The 16,706-nt window shown below is 61.0% G+C and carries 12 protein-coding genes; 6 read left to right on the top strand and 6 right to left on the bottom strand.

The features are described 5' to 3' along the window. The first annotated feature begins 50 nt into the window (after positions 1-50). Both ACN19L_RS13145 and ACN19L_RS13140 read left to right on the top strand, forming a co-directional pair. Positions 51-1,520: an ArnT family glycosyltransferase gene (locus ACN19L_RS13145; protein ID WP_426489952.1), complete on the top strand. Its 1,470-nt coding sequence runs from the start codon at positions 51-53 to the stop codon at positions 1,518-1,520. A 145-nt stretch (positions 1,521-1,665) separates the two neighbouring features. After that, entirely contained in the window at positions 1,666-2,403 is a 738-nt protein-coding gene (locus ACN19L_RS13140) for a glycosyltransferase (RefSeq protein ID WP_426489951.1), read from the top strand. A gap of 81 nt (positions 2,404-2,484) precedes the next feature. Here the strand turns inward: ACN19L_RS13140 and ACN19L_RS13135 are convergent, their stop codons facing one another. Together ACN19L_RS13135 and ACN19L_RS13130 are read right to left on the bottom strand one after the other, a co-directional pair. After that, entirely contained in the window at positions 2,485-4,371 is a 1,887-nt protein-coding gene (locus tag ACN19L_RS13135; RefSeq protein WP_426489950.1) for a hypothetical protein, read from the bottom strand. 129 nt (positions 4,372-4,500) lie between these two features. Beyond that, positions 4,501-5,928: a TonB family protein gene (locus ACN19L_RS13130; protein ID WP_426489949.1), complete on the bottom strand. Its 1,428-nt coding sequence runs from the start codon at positions 5,926-5,928 to the stop codon at positions 4,501-4,503. Between the two features lie 135 nt (positions 5,929-6,063). Here ACN19L_RS13130 and ACN19L_RS13125 point away from each other — a divergent pair, with 135 nt between their 5' ends. Both ACN19L_RS13125 and ACN19L_RS13120 read left to right on the top strand, forming a co-directional pair. Beyond that, a complete protein-coding gene (locus tag ACN19L_RS13125) occupies positions 6,064-6,969 on the top strand; it encodes a pirin family protein (RefSeq protein WP_426493585.1) in 906 nt (301 codons plus the stop codon). Between the two features lie 74 nt (positions 6,970-7,043). Further along, the gene (locus ACN19L_RS13120) at positions 7,044-7,187 is read left to right on the top strand and encodes a hypothetical protein (RefSeq protein ID WP_426489948.1); all 144 of its coding nucleotides are present in this window, start codon (positions 7,044-7,046) and stop codon (positions 7,185-7,187) included. 194 nt (positions 7,188-7,381) lie between these two features. Here the strand turns inward: ACN19L_RS13120 and ACN19L_RS13115 are convergent, their stop codons facing one another. Then, positions 7,382-7,699: a hypothetical protein gene (locus tag ACN19L_RS13115; protein WP_426489947.1), complete on the bottom strand. Its 318-nt coding sequence runs from the start codon at positions 7,697-7,699 to the stop codon at positions 7,382-7,384. 430 nt (positions 7,700-8,129) lie between these two features. After that, a complete protein-coding gene (locus tag ACN19L_RS13110; protein ID WP_426489946.1) occupies positions 8,130-10,340 on the bottom strand; it encodes a S9 family peptidase in 2,211 nt (736 codons plus the stop codon). 152 nt (positions 10,341-10,492) lie between these two features. Between ACN19L_RS13110 and ACN19L_RS13105 the strand changes: the two genes are divergently transcribed. Further along, a complete protein-coding gene (locus tag ACN19L_RS13105) occupies positions 10,493-11,428 on the top strand; it encodes a hypothetical protein (RefSeq protein WP_426489945.1) in 936 nt (311 codons plus the stop codon). 82 nt (positions 11,429-11,510) lie between these two features. On the opposite strand, the gene ACN19L_RS13100 is transcribed toward ACN19L_RS13105, so the two are convergent. After that, entirely contained in the window at positions 11,511-13,028 is a 1,518-nt protein-coding gene (locus ACN19L_RS13100; RefSeq protein ID WP_426489944.1) for an OmpP1/FadL family transporter, read from the bottom strand. Positions 13,029-13,121: 93 nt separating this feature from the next. Next, positions 13,122-14,528 (bottom strand): hypothetical protein, encoded by a 1,407-nt coding sequence (locus ACN19L_RS13095; protein WP_426489943.1) that lies wholly within the window; start codon positions 14,526-14,528, stop codon positions 13,122-13,124. Positions 14,529-14,715: 187 nt separating this feature from the next. Here ACN19L_RS13095 and proS point away from each other — a divergent pair, with 187 nt between their 5' ends. Then, the gene (gene proS / locus ACN19L_RS13090; protein WP_426489942.1) at positions 14,716-16,191 is read left to right on the top strand and encodes a proline--tRNA ligase; all 1,476 of its coding nucleotides are present in this window, start codon (positions 14,716-14,718) and stop codon (positions 16,189-16,191) included. The last annotated feature ends 515 nt before the right edge of the window (positions 16,192-16,706 follow it).

Genomic DNA, 16,706 nt, shown 5'->3' with positions numbered 1-16,706 from the left:
TAGCTGTACTTTAGGGCGTGCGCTTTACCACCTCTCCTCTTTCTCCCGATTTGCCCATCTGGCAGCGGGTGCTGCCGCTGGCGCTGCTGCTGGCGTTAGCCTATTTTCCGCTGTTCTGGCAGCTGGGCTCGTTTCCGGTGCAGCAGTGGGATGAGTCGCGCACGGCGCTGGATGCGCTGGGTATGCTGGTGCATCACGACTGGCTGGTGGCCCGCTACGAAGGGCAGCCCGACCTCTGGAACTGCAAGCCCCCACTCTGGCTCTGGACGCTGGCCAGCAGCATCCGGCTGCTGGGCCCTTCGGAAGTAGGCCTGCGCCTGCCTGCAGCTCTAAGTGCTTTGGCTACCGTGGGGCTGGTATACGTAGCTGCCGCCCGCTGGCTCCAAAGCCGTTTGGCTGGGCTGCTGGCCGGCGTGGTATTGCTCACTACCCCGGGTTACGTCAGCTTCCACGTAGCCCGCACCGCCGACTTCGACGCCTTTCTGACACTCTGGACCACGCTGGGCGCATTTAGCTGGGTGGCTTTTCTGCAAAGCGGCCGGGTACGCTGGGCCTGGCTGACGGGCGGCGCTTTCGCGCTGGCCGTTCTGACCAAGGGTATTGCCGGGGCTATGTTCGGCCCGGGTCTGCTGCTGGCTGCCTGGAGCACGGGCCACCTGCACCGGCTGCGCACCCCGGCCCCCTGGCTGGCTGCGGGCCTGGTAGTGGTGGTAGCCGGCAGTTGGTACGCGGTGCGGGAAGCGGCTGCTCCGGGCTACCTGGCAGCGGTGTGGCAATACGAGGTGGGCGGCCCGGCCGCCCATGAGCTGGAAGGCAACAACGGCCCCTTTGCCTACTACGTTACCCTGCTCACTACCTGGCAGTTTGCGCTGTGGCTGGTGCCCGCGCTGGTGGGAGCGGGCCTGGGCTGGTGGCAACCCCGGGGCTCGGCTGGCTGGTGGCTGGGGCGTACCTTCACAAGTATTACCGGAAGCTTTCTGCTGGTTATTTCCCTGGCTGAAACCAAACTGAGCTGGTACGATGCCCCCGGGTTTCCGCTGCTGGCCGTGTTGACGGCAGTGGCCGGCACCTTGCTCTTCCGGCTGATCCAGCGCGAAGCGAAACCGCCCGTTCCGTACATCTGGCGCGTGGTCGGTGTGCTGGCACTGGCAGCATTTCCCTACCTGAACCAAGTACAATACCTGCGGCAGCTTTCCAAGTATCGGTTTGATAATCACCAGCTGGTGTACGGGCACCACCTGCGGCGGCAGTGGCAGCAGCACCCCGAGCTCTGGGCGTACACCCTCGGCACGGATGGATCTTTCAACGACGCCCCGCTGTACTACCAGCTGGCTACTCACTACCAGCAGGGCCACACCGTAGCGCGCCTGGCCTCCTGGCAGGCCGCCGAGTCCCGCCCCGGCGACGTGGTAGTAGTGTGCGGGCGGAAGGCCACCCAGGCTTGGCAGGCTACTTTTCAGACGGAAGCCCTACTCCTGACGGATTCCTGCCAAACCCTGCGGCTGGGTCCTCGGCGGTAGTAGCCTGTGCCACCACTCTGGCAGCTGGCCCTTACGCAGGGCACACAACATCCTCCCCCGCGAAGGATAGTATTTCTTCAACCTCGTTTCTTTCTGCTCGGCAAGCGGCGGTATCGTTCTACCTTTACTTCCGAATTACTCCCCTATGCCCGCTACTACGCTACCGGCTCCTCAGCTCGCACTGGTTCTGCCCTGCTATCATCCGCCCCGTAACTGGGCCGCTAATATTCTGACCAGCCTGACCAAGCTGCGCACCTTGTTACCGGCCGAAACTACCGTACACCTCTACGTGGTGAACGACGGCGACCCGGCCGGCGTATCGGAAGCGGATGTGGCGCTGCTCCGCACCAACTTGGGGGGTGCTTTCACTTACACCGATTACCCCGTTAACCAAGGCAAGGGCCATGCGTTGCGCACCGGCATCAGTCAGGTAGATGCCCCCTACTGTATTTTCACGGATATCGACTTTCCCTACCAGGAAACCAGCGTAGCCGCCCTCTACCAGGTACTGCTGGGCGGGGCCGATATTGCGGTGGGCGTGCGCGACGGCGCATACTATGCCCAGATTCCGCCGGCCCGGCGCCGGGTATCACAGTTGTTGCGGCGCCTCACTCGTCATCTGCTGCGCCTCCCCGTTGATGATACCCAATGCGGCCTGAAAGGCTTTAACCAGACCGGCCGCCGCACCTTCCTGCGCACCACAACCAAGCGGTACTTATTCGATCTGGAAATGCTGTTTCTGGCCGCCCGTCAGGGTCAGCTCACTATCACCCCGCTCCCGGTAGAGCTCAAGCCCGACGTAGTATTTTCCCGGCTCAACCCGCGTATTCTCCTGACTGAAAGTCTGAATTTCGTGCGGATTCTGACCCAGCGGCCCGGCTAACGGAACTGCAGTATGCCTGGCCCGGTGGCGCAACCACCACACCAGGCCGTGCACGGTTTTCTCAGTCAGGTGGGCAGGCTGCTAAATATTCCATTGATATAACCGCAGACTGCCCGTCTGAGCCACGAGCGTCAGTTGGTTCCGGGTCGCAAAGTCGGCCCCGGCATCCAGAATTTCGCGTACCCGGGGCTTAGTGGTGAGTTGGCTAATGGCCGGGTCGGAACCATCGTAGAAGCTAGTGTCCACCAGTACGAGAATGGGCTTACCGGCCTGCCGCAGCGTAGTCCGCAGGGCGGCGGGTGGCCCCTGGGGCGTGAAGATGTCGCGCAGGGCGACCAGATGCTCGGGCGGTGTGCGCGACATCTTACTAGCCATCATGGGCAGGTTGGTGCGCAGGCTCATCTGGTAAGCGTACATGGATACCCGGTCGTAATCATCGAGGGTAATATCCAAATCCTCGGTGCCCACGTGAAAATACGGAATGGGTAGTATGGCCTGGTATTCTTCGGGCTTGATGGAATACAGCAGATTATTCACCTCCGGGGTGAATTCGGGGTTGGTAAGTACGTTGGGCACGGTGAAGGCATAATGCTTCACCGCGTCGCGAGTGTCCAGCAAAACCATGGCTACCAGCCCAGCCGCCACCACCCACCGGCCTGCCCAGGTACTGCGCCCCAGCCAGTAATCCAGCCCAAATACGCAGAGCAGATTAACGGCCCAGAAAAATGCCCAGCTGAAACGGGCCAACACCCGAAACTGGGTGACGGCGCTACTCACCTTCTCAACGTAGAACAGGATATTCAGGTAGTTATTGATGACGTACTTGCCTTCGTCCAGTGCGTAGGTAGTTCCTACCGACATGAGCAGACTGATGAGGGCCGTGCCGAGCAGCAGCCGGGTGAAGGGCCAGGCCGGAGCCGACTTCCAGGCTTGCCAGCCGGCAGCCCGGTCAGCGGCATTCCATAGCCACCAGCCGGCCAGCAGTGTAGCCCCAAACAGCGCAAAGGCACCCAAGTACGCGACCGACTCATAGGTAGGCTGCGCACTAGGCTCCAGCCAAAAATCCACTTTGTTGTATTCCGGAGAGCGGAACAGCGCCGAAAACTGCAGCTTCCAGGGGTCGTAGTTGAAACCGGATGCTCCCTTGCTGCGCAGTGCATAATACCCATCAATAAGACGGATAATGGCTACGCCTACCACCATTGGGGCCAGGGTGAGGGCTGCCCCGGCGGCGGTAAGGGCCGGCCGTTTACGCCACTGCTGCCGGGGCAGCAGCCACCAGGCAAAGAATCCGCCGGTGAGGGCCGCCAGTAAGGGCAAGTAGTATAGATGAATAAAGCCCGTTAGCACGTACACGGCTACCAGGCCGGCAATCCATTTACCCACAGACCGTCCGGCCTGTGCCCGCTCGTACACGTTCAGTAGCCCCCAGATGGCCACCAGCAGCACCCAGCTATACGATAAGTTCAGGTGCCCCACCAGCAACCGGCTCACTTGGGGGTTCAGCCAGGGCAGCGCCACGGCAAATACCGTAATCAACCCCCAGTAGCGCACAAAACGACGCAAAATGAGTGTGAGCAGCAACGTACTTACCAGGAAACCGCAGAGCAGCAGCCCGTGGTACACATCCAGGGCATGAGGCCGCAGATCGAAGATGTAGTGCGACCAGAGCCGCACCAGCAACGCCAGAATGGGGGTGTTATCGGTGTAGAAGATGTAGTCTCCGTAGGGATAATTCATCATACCAAACCACCGCAGCCCGTTTTCCCACGGCTGCTGCACATAGGCCTGGAAAGTGTAATAGTTCTTGGCTCCATCGTAGAGGTTACTCAGCAGGTACCGGCCGGGCTTACCGAGCAACTCACTGAAAGCTTCGGCCAGCAGAATGGCCTGGAGTAGCAGGTTCAGGACCAGTAGCAGGTATTTGGAAGGCTGCCAAGACCGGAATGCGGCTAAAGAAATAGTCATAATTAACGAAGCGGTGCATAAACCGGCACACGAGTACCGGCACACCAGGCAGCCAAAGATACTGGCGTAATCTCAGCAGCCAATCATCCTTACAGCGGCTGGCAGCAAGCCAACGACCAGCGCATCGCCCTAATTGAGTTGCTCCAGCGTAGTTTCCAGGTCAGCGAGAGTGGTTTCCCGGAAGCGCAGGGTATCGGGCGCAGCCTCCCGGCCGGGGTGGGCCAGGAAGGGCGTACCATTTTCGTAGCGCAGCCCAATGATGGTAGCCCCGGCCGGAGCCGCCGCAAACTGATAGCCTCCGGCCTGGGCCGTGGCGGCCAGCACCACACGATGGCCCGGTACCAACAGCCGTACCGTCGTTTGGTCATCAACGGCTTCGGCAGGTACAAACAGGGCCGCCGTAGAGCCGGCCCAGGGCCGGCCCGTAGCCAGCCACCCCAAACGGGTAGCTTGCAGAGCACCGGGCGCAGCTGCCAGTTCATCAGTTTCCGGGGCAGCATCGGAAGCCGTTGGTACGGCTGCTACCGCCGCCGACTCCGGGGCCGTGGCCATACCAGGCGCAAAGTGGAACCGGATGGGCAATACCAGCTTCACTTTTACAAACTGGCCGTTCTGCTGGCCGGGCGTCCAGCGGCCCGAGGTCTGGCGCAGCACCCGTAGCACCTCCTCGTCGCAGCCGTAGCCCAAACCTCGCACAATGCGCGGCTGCATTACCCGGCCCGCTTCATCCACCACAAAGGAGGCGAAAACCAGGCCTTCCGCCTGGGCTTCCTGGGCTTGCCGGGGGTAACGAATCAGCCGGTTGATATCGGCCGGCCCCTGGCCGTAGCGGGGCATCTGCTGGGCCGTGGTCAGTACCTGCTCCGAAGCCGGTCGTTGCGCCTCGCCTTCCTGCCAGCGTACTGGCCCACCCACGGGCTGTCCGTACCACAATGGCTGGTTGGCCTGCTGGCCCACCAGCTCCAGCTGCAACGCCCGGCCGGCTGCCAAAGCCAGTTGCTGCCCACCGGCCGTTGCCCGTACCAATACGGCTCCGCTCAGCTCCAGCGGTGCGCCAACCAAGGTTTCAGTCAGCAAATTCGATAGCAGCAGATCGGACGCGGCGTAACATTCCTTTAATTCCACCCACACCGGGCCGGTAGCCGGCCGCTGCCGGTTATCCACCAGCGCACTGGCCGGAATCCGCACAATGGTACCTTCCCGGCCGCGCACTTCCGCAGCTTTGGTAGGATCAATCTGGAAATATTCACTGGCTTTGAGCGTCAGATCCTGCAGGCGCGCCTCGGCCGGTGGTACGGCTTCAGGCAAACCAGGCCGGCTTCTGCTACTACGGTACACGATCAAAGGAGCCCGCCGACTGGTGGGGCGCTCCAGCCGGTGCCAGTCGCGTTGCACGGCTCCTACCGGCTGGGTCAGCGAATCGTACGCCAGTGAATCGGCCAGGGCAGGAGCAATGGCGGCGGGTTGGGCGCGCTGAGCCGGCCGTTCCGGTTGGCAAGCCAACAGGCTGCCCGCAAGGCCCAGGTACAGCAAACAAACGGGAGTAGATTTCGGCATAACAGGACTTTACGCGGGAATCCTCGAATTTATTGACCGAAAGTCGGATTTTTCTGATAAATACCTGATTGAAAACCAGTTTACTTTCCGTCAAAACTCTTTCCACTCCACAGTTTTCGTATGCTCGACTAGGTTATCGATGCCCGCCCGGCGGCTCTAAGTCCGGGCTTTGAAGTAAAGCGTATTCTGCCCTACCGCCTGCGCCGCATGCTGGGTCCGTTCATTTTCATGGACCACGCCGGCCCGGTGCACCTGGCTCCGGAGCTGCTGCCCACGCTGGACGTGCTGCCCCACCCGCACATCGGGCTGAGCACCGTGAGCTACTTGTTCGGTGGGCAGGTCACGCACCGTGATAGTATGGGTGTGGAGCAGGTAATTCGGCCGGGTGAGGTAAACTGGATGACGGCCGGTAGTGGCATTGCCCACTCCGAGCGGTTTGAGGACCCCGCCGCGCTGGCCGGCGGGCAGCTGGAGATGCTGCAGACCTGGGTGGCTTTGCCCGAAGCCGACGAGGAAGCCGCTCCCGCCTTTACCAACTACCAGCCCCACGAGCTGCCTGTTTTTACCGACAACGGTGTGTGGATGCGGCTGATTGCCGGCGACGCCTTCGGGCTGAAAAACGGCGTTAAAACCCACTCCCCGCTGTTCTACCTGCACGTGGTGCTGCAGCCGGGAGCCCGGTTCGGGCTGCCCCGCGGCTACCCCGAGCGGGGTGCCTACGTGGCCAAGGGGCTACTGGAAGTGAGCGGCCGCACGTACGGCCCCGGCCAGCTGCTGGTGTTCACGCCCGGCCTCGACCCGGTACTGGTGGCACGGGAGCCCACCACGCTGATGCTGCTGGGCGGCGAGCCGCTGGGCGAGCGGTTCATCTGGTGGAACTTCGTATCATCCAGAAAGGAGCGCATCGAGCAGGCCAAAGCCGACTGGCAGGCCGGTCGCATCCTGCTGCCACCCAATGATAACCACGAGTTCGTGCCCCTGCCCCAGGACAAAACCCGCCCCGCCGGCTCCGGCTCCCCACCCCCGCAGGCGTTATCGTAGCTGGCGTGCCGGTCCGGCGGTTGCAGTCCGGGGGCCGGCCACCCGCGTGCTGACGTTGTAGCGGCCTCGTTCAGATGGCACAGAAGCATCAAGTCGGTTTTTACGACCCCAGTTTTGAGGGACTTATATTCCTTCCTGACAACGGCGAACTGATGCCAATGGAAGAAGCCGAAAAGCAGAAGCCGGATCAAAACAAACCTTGGTGGAAATTATGGTAGAAGCGTTCTGGTTCAAGCAGGACCGAAGGGTGACATTGGAATAGCCGAGCGAGGGCGGCTTTCTTATGATAGAGAAGGTCTTTCTGAATCAATTTCATTATAGTGACCTCACGTTTTCATCAACACACCATACCCGATGACTTGTACAGAAAAACCAGTGTTACGCCCAAGTAGTAGCGGATAAGAGGCTACAGCTAATTGCAGGTAGCCCAATACCCCCACTTGGCCACCATCAGTGCAAAGCCAATTCCCAGCCCCAGTTCGGTATAGCCTAACCGGCTTCGAGGAGCGTAGTGCAGTCGCCACAAGCTTACGGGCAAATGCACGCCAAGCATCAGTATGGAGAAGAGCAGATTTAAAAAATTGGAATCCTCATCCAGGATGCCAGGCGTGGTACGTAACAGGTGCTCTTCGTGGTAAGGGCTGACCAGCAGCAACCCGACCAACGCGAGAAAGGAAAAGCTATACTTTACTACCCGAAAGACAATTAGGATGAAAAGGCCAATGCGCATATCTGCGGATAGGAATGGTTGTGACGCATAAGGTCGGGGATTCTTCTGCGGGCAGGTAGGCTGTAACTTACAATGCAAAGCAATCATGCTTCATAAGCAGGCATAAAGCAGGTTCACGGGGTCGTTTCTCTAAGTAAGAATAACCTCATCAGACTCATAAGAACGTTTCTCGTTCAACACAGAACAGCGAGTATAACGGCGAGTATTAGCATCTGCGGCGTGGGTGGCGGGTGCAACGGGGCCGTTCAACGGGGAGACGCGAAGTGTCGCGTCTCTACATCGTTCTGACAGAGAAGCCCTCCGGGGACAGGTTGCGGGCCTGTTGCCGGAGGGCTTTCTGCTGTTCCAAGGCTTGGCGCTTCGTGAAGGAAGAATTAGCTACGCTGTCCTTCGGGTGCTTCGTCCTTCATCCTCGCAATGACAGCCCTGCTTACAGATTCTTCAGCACGAAATCGGTCATCTGGCGGTAGAGGTGCAGGCGGGTATTGCCGCCGTAGATGCCGTGGTTGCGGTTGGGGTAGTACAGGGTTTGGAAGTCCTTGTTGGCCTTTACCATGGCATCCACGAAGGAGACGGAGTTCTGGAAGTGCACGTTGTCATCGCCGGTGCCGTGGACGAGCAGGAGCTTGCCGCGCAGCTTGTCGGCGTGCTGCACGGGGGAGTTGTCGTCGTAGCCCTGGGGGTTTTCCTGGGGCGTTTTCAGGAACCGCTCGGTGTACACGGTATCATAGTAGCGCCAGTTGGTAACGGGGGCCACGGCAATGCCCATCTTGAACAGGTCGGCGTTTTTGGTGAGGGCCAGGGTGGTCATGTACCCGCCGAAGCTCCAGCCCCAGATGCCGATGCGGCTCTTATCCACGTAGGGCAGCGTACCCAGGTACTTGGCCCCTTCGCCTTGGTCGATGGTTTCAAGCTTGCCCAGGTTGGCGTAGGTGACTTTCTTGAAGGCCGCGCCCCGGGCCCCGGTGCCGCGCCCGTCCACAATCACCACGATGTAGCCATTTTCCGCCAGCATCTGGTGCCAGAGGTAGTTGGTGCCGCCCCAGGAGTCGGCGTTGGTCTGGGAGCCGGGGCCGCCGTACACGTGCATGAGCACGGGGTATTTTTTGGTAGCGTCGAAGCCCACGGGCTTCAGCATCTGGCCGTTCAGCTCCACGCCTTCACTGGTTTTGAAGGTGAAGAACTCGGGCGTGGCCAGGTTGTACTGGCTCAGCTTCTCGCGCAGCTTGGTATTGTCTTCCAGCACTTTCACCAGCTTGCCATCCTGGCCGCTGCGCAGGCTCACCACGGCCGGCACGCCGGTCTCGGAGTGGTAGTTGAGGAAATAGCGGGTATCGGGGCTGAGGTTTACCGCGTCGGTACCGCGGCCGGCTTCGCTGAGGCGGGTTTTGCCCTTGCCTTTCAGGTCGATGCGGTAGAGGTGGCGCTGCAGGGCCGAGCCTTCGGTGCTGGTGAAGTACACCAAACCCTTCTTCTCGTCGAAACCATTGATTTCGGTGATTTCCCAGTTGCCCTTGGTAATCTGGCGCACCGGCTTGCCCTTCATGTCATACAGGTAAAGGTGGCGGTAGCCATCCTTCTCGCTGGTGAACAGGAACTCCTTGCCCCCGGCCAGGTAGCGCACATCATCGGTGATGTCCACGTAGGCCTTGTCGGTATCCGTCAGCACCACGCTGCTCCGGCCGGTTCTGGCGTTGGCGTGCAGGATTTCCAGCTTATTCTGCAGGCGGTTGAGGCGCTGGATGCTGAGCAGGTCGGCCGTCTGCGTCCAGAGGATGCGCGGGATGTACTGGTCGGTTTCGGTGCCCACGTCCATTTTGGCCGACTTGCCGGCGGCCACGTCGTAGGCCGAAATGCTGACGATGGAGTTTTTCTCGCCGGCCTTGGGGTACTTGTAGCGGTAGTCTTTGGGGTAGAGCGGGCCCCACTCCTGCATGTTGTACTCGGGCACCTGGCTTTCATCGAAGGTGTAGTAGGCCACGTAGCGCGAGTCGGGCGACCATTGGAAGCCCTGGGCAAACGAAAATTCCTCCTCGTACACCCAGTCGGTGCCGCCGTTGATGATTTTGTTCAAAGCGCCGTCCGTGGTAACGGCAGTTTCCTGCATGGTGGCCAGGTCGGTTACGTACAGGTTGTTGTCGCGCACGAAGGCCACGCGCTTACCATCGGGCGAGAAGGTGGCGTAGAGTTGCTTACCGCCGGCGCTCAGGGGCGTGAGCTGCTTGCTGGCCCGGTCGTACACGAAGAAGTACGACTTGCTGCTGCGGCGGTAAATCGGCTCGGTATCGGTGCTGAACAGAATCTTGGTTTCGTCGGCGTTGAAGCTGTAACCATCCACCTGCAGCGGCTGCGTCTGGCCAGCTAGCTTCAGGTCTTGGGCCGCCACCAGGGTCTGCACGGACTGGCCGGTGGTTACGTCGTTCTGCACCAAATCACCCTTGCTCAGGGAGGAGTAAAACCGCCCGTCCTTCATCCAGTTGAAGCCCGGCACCGAGCGGGCTGAGAAGGTGCCTTTCTGCCAGATGTCTTCGAGGGTGATATTCTGCTTTTGCTGGGCAACAGCAACCGGCGCAAAACCGGGCAATACAACGGGGCTGGCGGTGGTCAGGAACAGGGCCAGGCCCAAAGAACGTAAGCGCATGCGAAGGGAAATGAAATGTCGGCGGGAATCCGGCGTTAAGGTAGCCAAAGCCGCCCGGAAGGTTGCACCTTGGCCGGCATGCGGCCGGTCGGGCCGCCCGGACGGGCGCAAAGACGTGGCCCGTCTGAATCCATCCGTATCTTTACCCTGCTATGCGTTTTCGTCCCGTCTCTCTGCTGCTTTTCCCCATTTGCCTGACGGCCTGCGAGCCGGCCCTGGAGCCGGGACCCCGCGTCAACTTCGTGGGTAGCACCCGTTTCAACCCGGCCTCCCGGCGCATCACGGTGGCCGGCGACACCATAGCGGTAAAGGTATTTGCCGAAGCCGAAAGCAACGACGCCCCACTCACGCGCCTGCTCATCAAGGCCGAGTATCAGCCTACCCAACTGCTGACGGAGTACCCGGTAGGCTACACGGAGAAAGACGCCGAGAAATCGAGGCTGGTGTACCTGGATACGCTGATTGCCAACGCCCGCGAGTTTGCCTTCCAGAGCGTGCAGCCGGCCCGCACCACTGCCGGTAAGGAAACCTGGACTTATGATTTCACCGACTCCAAAGGCAACCACGGCGTCCGGAGTTTTTTCCTGCGCCTGGGCCGCACCGATTCGGCCGCGACGTTCCACACCTACACGGTGCCGCTGCAGGCCCCGGGAGCGTTCGGGCGGCGTAGCTTCCTGGCTTTGCGGGAGGGTTTTACGCTCCCCAGCTTCTCTTTACGCCGCCTGCCCGACAACCAGCAGCTCGTGGACCTGGTGTACGTGTCTGGCTCCACAACCGTAGCCCCCGGCCTGGCCACCGCCGCCGATTCGGCCCTAAAGCTGCCCTGGGCAGGCCGGCGCACCGAAATTCGCTCCACTCCGCTGGCTCCCGCCACGTTGGCCAACTACTCCACCACCGAGGCCCTGACCAACGTGTACAACCAGTACCAGGCCAACAGCTTCCCCACCCCTACCCGCACCGGCCCGCTCACCAAAGGGCAGGTCCTTGCGTTCAAAACGCCCGATAACCGCTATGGGCTGCTGGCCGTGGATAATATCATCACCACCGGCATTCCCACGCTGGTACTGCAGGTGCGGGTGAGTAAGTAGGCTACATTCCTCTCCGTAACATCAAACGGCCGGCCCCGCATGTTGCGGAGCCGGCCGTTTGATGTTACGGAGAGCAAGTTTGCTAGAACATGAAACCGGCCGTGAGCGTGGTGGTAAACCGCTTGCTGTCCACTTCCACGAGCGGGGTATCTGCCGGATTATTCAGCGTGTAGGGCGAGTACAGCCGCGTACCCGTGCTGTATACCCCGGCTGCATCCACAAAGAAGTTTTTCTGCCGCAGCCCTACCCCGCCGGTATAAAACGTGCGGCTCTGGTCGGCGCCGGAATTCCGGTAGGCATTACCGTAACGGGCGAAACCGGCCCGCACCCGGAAGATATCGGCCCGCAATTCGCCGCCCACGCGCAGGTTCACGGCACTGGTGTACAGGTTGCGTACGGCGTCGTTATCGGGCCCGAAGTCGAAATTGCCCTGCACGCCGTTGTTATTGTAATTGCTCACGCGGGCACTGGCGTAGTTCACGTATTCTACGTCTCCGCTCAGAAAACCGTACTTACCCAGCACGGCGGCTACCCCGCCCGTAGCCCGGAATGGCGAGGTAACGGCATAGTCCAGCACACTGGGGTCTATGGCGTCGCTGGCAGAGCTGAATTGTTGATTACCAACGGTTATGGGCTTGTCAAAGCGTACATCCAGGGAGGAGTTATAGGTTTCGGTGAATTGCTGATAGGTAGGCGTTTGCACCGATGCCCCGATGCGCAATGCATCGACAGGCTTGTAGATAACCCCGATGCGGGCGTTGATGCCAGCTCCCTTGGTTTCCAGGAAATCCCGCTGCGTGAGGGAGCCGAACGACGTTCCGGAGGCATTGCTGACGGGGGTGGGGTCGGAGGCCGTGATGATGTTCTCGGAGGTGTAGCGCGAGGTTACAATACCAATACCACCGCCCACGAAGAACTTATCCATGTAGCTGGCCCCGTACGCAAAGTCAATCTGCGTCTGGCTGCCCGTGGCCCGCACGGTTTCCGCCTGGTCCAGCGTACTCGTATTCTGAACTGGTACTGACAGTCCCCGCTGCACCAGCCGCCCGCTGTTCCCGCCCCTGGCATCCAGACTATCCGTAATGTAGGTATTGTAGGCCAGCTCATCCAGTGCCGCCCGCTGGTCCTGGTCCAGGCGCTGCAGAATATCCTGGTTAATCCCTGGGCGACCCTGGTAGCGGAAGCTCAGGTTGTAGTCGGCCGTGCGCGTAACGCCCATAGAAAAGGCCCCGGAGCGCCAGGGGTTGGTATCGTCATCGGGGCGGCGGTTGGCAAACACCAGCCCGATACTGCCCAAATGCAGGTTGGAACGGGAATCAGCAGTAGTTGTGCCGAAGGCTCGGCTATCCGAGCTAAGCGAGCTAAGCCCCGGCGACAAAGAGAACTCGGAGCGTTGAAACATGCCCAGTCCGGCCGGATTAACCGTTATGGCTCCAAAGTCGCCCCCCACCGCGGCGGTGGCCCCGCCAATGCCCAGGGTGCGGGCAGTACCGGAGGGCTGCGACTGAGAAAACCGGAGGGCATCAGCGTTGTATTGGGCAAAAGCGTGGCTGGCCGAGCCCAACAGGGCAACGGCAAGACCGTATTTCAGCGTTTTCATAGGGAGTAGTAGAAAAGGAAAGCCCGAGCAAATGCCGGGCTTCCGGCAAATAAGTACAACGTAGCTAAGTGGCCGTTTCAGCAGAATTTGGGCTTACTGTACCCGGCCCCGGCGGCCGCCGCCACCGCTTCCGCCAGCGTTACTGCCGCCATAGTTGCTGCTCCCGCGTGAGGGCTCTGAATACGAGCGTGAGGGCTCCGAATAAGAACGGCTCGGCTGGGAATACGTCCGGGCAGGCTCGGAGTAAGTGCGGCTTGGCTCAGAATACGTGCGGGTTGGCTGGCTGGGCTGCGACGACTGGTCGTAAAGGCGCTGCCGCCGGGGCTGGTCGGCCAAGCGGGGCTGCTCCGGCTGCGGCTGAGTGCTCCCCCCGGTATTCCAGTCAGCGCGCCGACGACGACCGTATTCAGCCGGAACTGGCTGGGGGCTGCCGCCATTGGGGCTGGTTACTTCTACGTTGCCAGGATTATCTACCACCCGCCACCGCCGGCTGCCGCCAGTTGGCACCGTTGGATCGGTAGCCGTGGAAAGCTCCTCGTTCCGGATGGGCTGGTCGCCTACCACCCGCATGCGGCCGGCCGGAGCGGTGGGCTGCGTAGAAGGCACGGTAGTGGTTTCTGTGAGCTCCTGCACCCGCCGACGGCCACCGCCGGCATTTGGCTGCGCCACCACCCCGCTTGGGTCGGGCGTGGGGGTAGTGAAGCCCCCCTCCTGCACGCGGCCCCGGCTACGGCCGGAAACCACGCCATCGGGGGCGGCACTGCCGAGTCGCTGCCCCTCCACCGCCCGGTCGCGGCGGGGGCCATAAGTTACGCGGCGGCCGGGCCGGTCGTAGTAGTTGCTCCAGCCGTTGCCGCCGTAGTAGCCGCCCCCGCCATACAGGCCGGTGTAGTAGCCGTTCAGGTAGCCGTAGTTATAGCCCCCCCAGGGGCCGCCCCAGCCGTAATCGAAGGGCCGGTAGCCATAACCGTAGCCATAGCCACCCCAGGGACGGCCCCATCCCCAGGGACGGCCAAACCCGATGCTGATGTTCACCCCGCCATAGCCCCAGGGGCTATAGAAGGGGTCGTAGAAGCTGTTGTAGCCGTAACCCCAGGGCGAGTAACCCAGGGCCGGTCCCCCATACCAGAATGGGTCGGTATAGGCGAAATCGTAGTAACCCATGCCAATGCCGCGGTACGGGCTGTGGAAGCGGCGCAGCCGGGAGGCATAGTAATAGTCGTCATCGTAATACTCTTCGGAGGTGGTAGCGGCCCGGCCGGCGGTACCGGCATAGTCGGGGTTGGCTACGTCGCCGGGGGCGGCGGTGGTTTCCTGCTCGGCGGTGGCCGGCGCGGCCGAAGAACCGGAAGAGGCTACCTGCGCCGGAACCGTTACCCGGTCCTTCGACGAGTAATACATACCGTCGTCTTCAGTAGTACTCAGATAAGAAGTGCTGGCGCAGCCTCCCAGCGTAAGCAGGGCCAGGGCGGGCAACACGGGGGCTAGGATCTTTTTCATGGCTGCTTACGCGTAAAGTTGGATCAGAAAAATGGAGGTTGAATGAAGGCCGGCAACACGCAGTCCGTCAGGGCCCAATCCTCCGGATTTAATAACGTAATTTGGGGCCGAAACGGTGCCTTTTTTCTACGTCAAATCTTGTACCAGAAACAGGAACTTTTTCACTACTCCTACAATACCTCAAGATATGAGCAAAAGTTTGCCCAAGCGCACCGAAGATTATTCGTTGTGGTACAACGAGTTGGTAAAGCGGGCCGGCCTGGCCGAAAATTCCTCGGTGCGGGGCTGCATGGTGATTAAGCCCTATGGCTACGCCATTTGGGAGAAAATGCAGCGCACCCTCGACGACATGTTCAAGCGCACGGGCCACCAGAATGCCTATTTCCCGCTGTTCGTGCCCAAAAGTCTGTTTGAGGCCGAGGAGAAAAACGCCGAAGGTTTTGCCAAAGAGTGCGCCGTAGTCACACACTACCGTTTGCAGAATGACCCCGATAAACCCGGCAAGTTGCGCGTGGACCCCAACGCCAAGCTGGAAGAGGAGTTGATTGTACGCCCCACCTCGGAGGCCGTTATCTGGAACACGTATAAAGGCTGGATTCAGAGCTACCGCGACTTGCCGCTGCTCATCAATCAGTGGGCCAACGTAGTGCGCTGGGAAATGCGCACCCGCCTGTTTCTGCGCACTGCCGAGTTCCTGTGGCAGGAAGGCCACACCGCCCACGCCACCGCCGAGGAAGCCCTGGCCGAAACCCGCCAGATGCTGGAGGTGTACGCTCAGTTTGCCGAGGAGTGGCTGGCCCTGCCCGTGGTGAAAGGCGTGAAAACCGAGAACGAGCGGTTCGCCGGGGCTGTGGAAACCTACTGCATTGAGGGCCTGATGCAGGATGGCAAAGCCCTGCAGGCCGGCACCTCCCACTTCCTGGGCCAGAACTTCGCCAAGGCCTTTGATGTGCAGTTTGCCAACAAAGCCGGCGGCCTGGAGTACGTGTGGGGCACCAGCTGGGGCGTAAGTACCCGTCTGATGGGCGCTCTGGTAATGGCTCACTCCGACGATGAAGGCCTGGTGCTGCCGCCCAAGCTGGCCCCCATTCAGGTGGTGATTGTGCCCATCTACAAAACCGGCCAGCTTGATGAGCTGCTGGAACGCATCCGCCCCATGCAGATGGGCCTGATTGAGCGGGGCATTTCGGTGAAGATTGACGACCGGGACACCGAGCGCCCCGGCTTCAAGTTTGCCGAGTGGGAGCTCAAAGGCGTGCCCGTGCGCATTGCCGTGGGCATGCGCGACCTGGAAAACGGTACACTGGAAGTGGCCCGCCGCGACACTAAGGAGAAAATGACCCTGCCCCTTGCGGACATCGTGAACAGCGTAGACCAGCTGCTGCAGGACATTCAGCAGAACATCTACCAGCGGGCCCTCAACTTCCGCGAAACCCACACGACCCGCGTGGAAAGCTACGAGGAGTTCAAGCAGGTGCTGGAGGGCAAAGGCGGCTTCGTGGTGGCCCACTACGATGGCACTTCCGAAACCGAGGAGCGCATTAAGGAGGAAACCAAAGCCACCATCCGCTGCCTGGCCCTGGCCGAGCCCGAGGAAGAAGGTATCTGCATCGTGACGGGCCGCCCCAGCAAGCGCCGCGCCCACTTCGCCAAAGCCTACTAGAACTACCGACTACACTGATTTCACGAATCCTGTGGACAGAACCTGCCGGCCATTGCAACGCCCCGCTACTTCTGTAGCGGGGCGTTTTGCTACCCTGGTTTGACGAGCAGCCGAAATGTAAGTCAAGGGGTTTATTGCTTCTCGGCGGCCTGAATTGCCGGCATCGGTTCCTCATTTGGTAGCGCCTGCTGCCAACCGACGGGGACGGGCGGCCTCATTTTCACGCTTGGCTTCCGACTCGCCGGGTTTCTGCCGTAGCTACACCGGGCCCAGGGGCAACACGTGGTTGGGCGTAGCCGGCAGCAGGGCGGTCCGGGGCGGAACAGCAGGGGCTGCGAGGAAATCGTCTTTCGTGATAACTGCACAGCTCCCGGGTACCTCGCCAATCAGCCGCCACGGGGCCGGGCTTTCAGCCAACTTGCGTTCAGGCAGGCCCTAGTTTCGCCGCCACTGCTTCATGAGCCGGCCAGCTCGAAGCGGGTTCGGTTTGCTGGTACAGGAGCCGGTGCGCCGTT

This window comes from Hymenobacter sp. 102, assembly GCF_049949205.1.
In the GTDB taxonomy this organism is placed as follows: Bacteria; Bacteroidota; Bacteroidia; order Cytophagales; family Hymenobacteraceae; genus Hymenobacter.
The sequence above is the reverse complement of the archived record's forward strand: the minus strand, read 5'-3'. Positions and strand labels throughout refer to the sequence as shown.

What these genes read in the sequence shown, in the direction of transcription:
- ACN19L_RS13095 (WP_426489943.1), bottom strand. Translation starts at nt 14,528, where the DNA reads ATGAAAAAGATCCTAGCCCCCGTGTTGCCCGCCCTGGCCCTGCTTACG.
- ACN19L_RS13100 (WP_426489944.1), bottom strand. Translation starts at nt 13,028, where the DNA reads ATGAAAACGCTGAAATACGGTCTTGCCGTTGCCCTGTTGGGCTCGGCC.
- ACN19L_RS13130 (WP_426489949.1), bottom strand. Translation starts at nt 5,928, where the DNA reads ATGCCGAAATCTACTCCCGTTTGTTTGCTGTACCTGGGCCTTGCGGGC.
- ACN19L_RS13140 (WP_426489951.1), top strand. Translation starts at nt 1,666, where the DNA reads ATGCCCGCTACTACGCTACCGGCTCCTCAGCTCGCACTGGTTCTGCCC.
- ACN19L_RS13115 (WP_426489947.1), bottom strand. Translation starts at nt 7,699, where the DNA reads ATGCGCATTGGCCTTTTCATCCTAATTGTCTTTCGGGTAGTAAAGTAT.
- ACN19L_RS13110 (WP_426489946.1), bottom strand. Translation starts at nt 10,340, where the DNA reads ATGCGCTTACGTTCTTTGGGCCTGGCCCTGTTCCTGACCACCGCCAGC.
- ACN19L_RS13135 (WP_426489950.1), bottom strand. Translation starts at nt 4,371, where the DNA reads ATGACTATTTCTTTAGCCGCATTCCGGTCTTGGCAGCCTTCCAAATAC.
- proS (WP_426489942.1), top strand. Translation starts at nt 14,716, where the DNA reads ATGAGCAAAAGTTTGCCCAAGCGCACCGAAGATTATTCGTTGTGGTAC.
- ACN19L_RS13120 (WP_426489948.1), top strand. Translation starts at nt 7,044, where the DNA reads ATGGCACAGAAGCATCAAGTCGGTTTTTACGACCCCAGTTTTGAGGGA.
- ACN19L_RS13105 (WP_426489945.1), top strand. Translation starts at nt 10,493, where the DNA reads ATGCGTTTTCGTCCCGTCTCTCTGCTGCTTTTCCCCATTTGCCTGACG.